Source organism: Candidatus Hydrogenedentota bacterium (assembly GCA_035416745.1).
Taxonomy (GTDB): domain Bacteria; phylum Hydrogenedentota; class Hydrogenedentia; order Hydrogenedentales; family SLHB01; genus UBA2224.
This window is the reverse complement of the sequence record DAOLNV010000030.1, coordinates 47414-48805: the sequence shown is the minus strand read 5'-3', so window position 1 is coordinate 48805 and position 1392 is coordinate 47414. Positions and strand designations below refer to the sequence as shown.

The following is a 1392-nucleotide window of genomic DNA, read 5'->3' as shown; positions in this document are numbered from 1 at the left end:
TTGAGCCGCCACTCCGGGTGTTCGTCCCATACATTGCTTTGGTAATAGTGAACGTTTGCGCGGTGCGAGACGTAGATGTCAATGCCGAGTTCGTGGCAGCGGTCAACGAGTGCGTGGAGAATATCGATGCCGCGCTCTTCGAACGCGGCGAAGACACGCTCGGCGCGCTTGTCGCCCAATCGGTCGCCGCCGGTTATGCGGCCGGTAGTCATCGGATGAGGGAAATTGGTGCCCAACGACCCGCCGATGCACCAGTTCACCGCGTCCACGTTGCCGAACTGGTACCCCTCGACTTGTTGCATGATGCAGTCGATATCGTATACCCCGTAGTCCCAGACGTAACTGAAACCGTCGTGGTCCATGATCACGCCGCGACGTTCGAGAGTGGCCCTGCGACCGGCCTCCGCCTCGACTTCGGCTGGGTCCCTGCGAACGAGCTTGATATAGGCCACGTGCGCATTGCAGAGCCCCCACCAGAGCGACTGATACGTCCCGCGCGGCTGGCGCAGATGAATGTTCTGGCCAGTCAGGTCGGCGGTCTTGTAAAAACATTCAACGAGACGTCCCGTCTTGTCGGCGGCAGGCGGCCATTCCTTCACGCCGTCCTCGTTCGGGTTCACGGGAAAGTAGAACTTGTCGGCCGTCAGCTTGATGTCGACCCCGCCCCCTTGCAGGAGAGGGCGGTAGGTGCCGACCCAGATGTCGAACACGCCCTCGAGCGCGATCGGATACGTCAACGCCGGCGCGAGACAACTCTCCGGACGCTCTGTATCCCGTTCCTCGACGCAGATCATCTTGCCTTGGCGCCGTTCGGTGGTGTATGGGCGCAGCCACCACTTGCCTTTCTGGCTGGCGCCGGCTATGGCCGAGTGCGGAAAACACCGGGCGAAATCATCCAGGATAACAACGTCGCCGACTTGCGGGACCGTCCCTGCATCAAGTTCCTTGTGGGTCAACTCGACCGCGTAAGCGCTCATCGCAAACATGAAACACACGCCGAGAACCGATGTCATCTGCCGTGACTGCATCATACCGGGCCTCCTTGCCGTCTTGCCCGACCCCGGCGGGTCAATAGCCGTAATGAAGGCACCCCGTTCAATCTCGAACGAAACTCCCCACAACACGTGCACCGCCGCCTCGTCCCTCACACAACCCTTGTTGAGGTTCTCAGCGGCAATGAGCGGGCGGTGTGCGTTCTCGCCCCTCATGGCGGAGGATTGTATCATAGGCCGTAATCTGCGAGAACCGGTCTTTGCAGGATCTCGTGGCGGCGGACTCATTCACGTTCAAGCACTCGCGGCTGTTGAGCCGTTGACGGAATTCGTGAAGTCGCGAAGGCATCTGGTACACTTTTTCGTTAGGCGAACGCCTGTGTTGCGCGCGTCAATTGGA

The 1392-nt window shown here is 60.2% G+C and carries 1 protein-coding gene; it reads right to left on the bottom strand.

Features of this window, described 5'->3' with window-relative positions:
- A partial coding sequence (locus PLJ71_11160; protein HQM49234.1) for a hypothetical protein occupies positions 1–1031 on the bottom strand: 1031 nt, incomplete at its 3' end.
- Between the last annotated feature and the right edge of the window lie 361 nt (positions 1032–1392).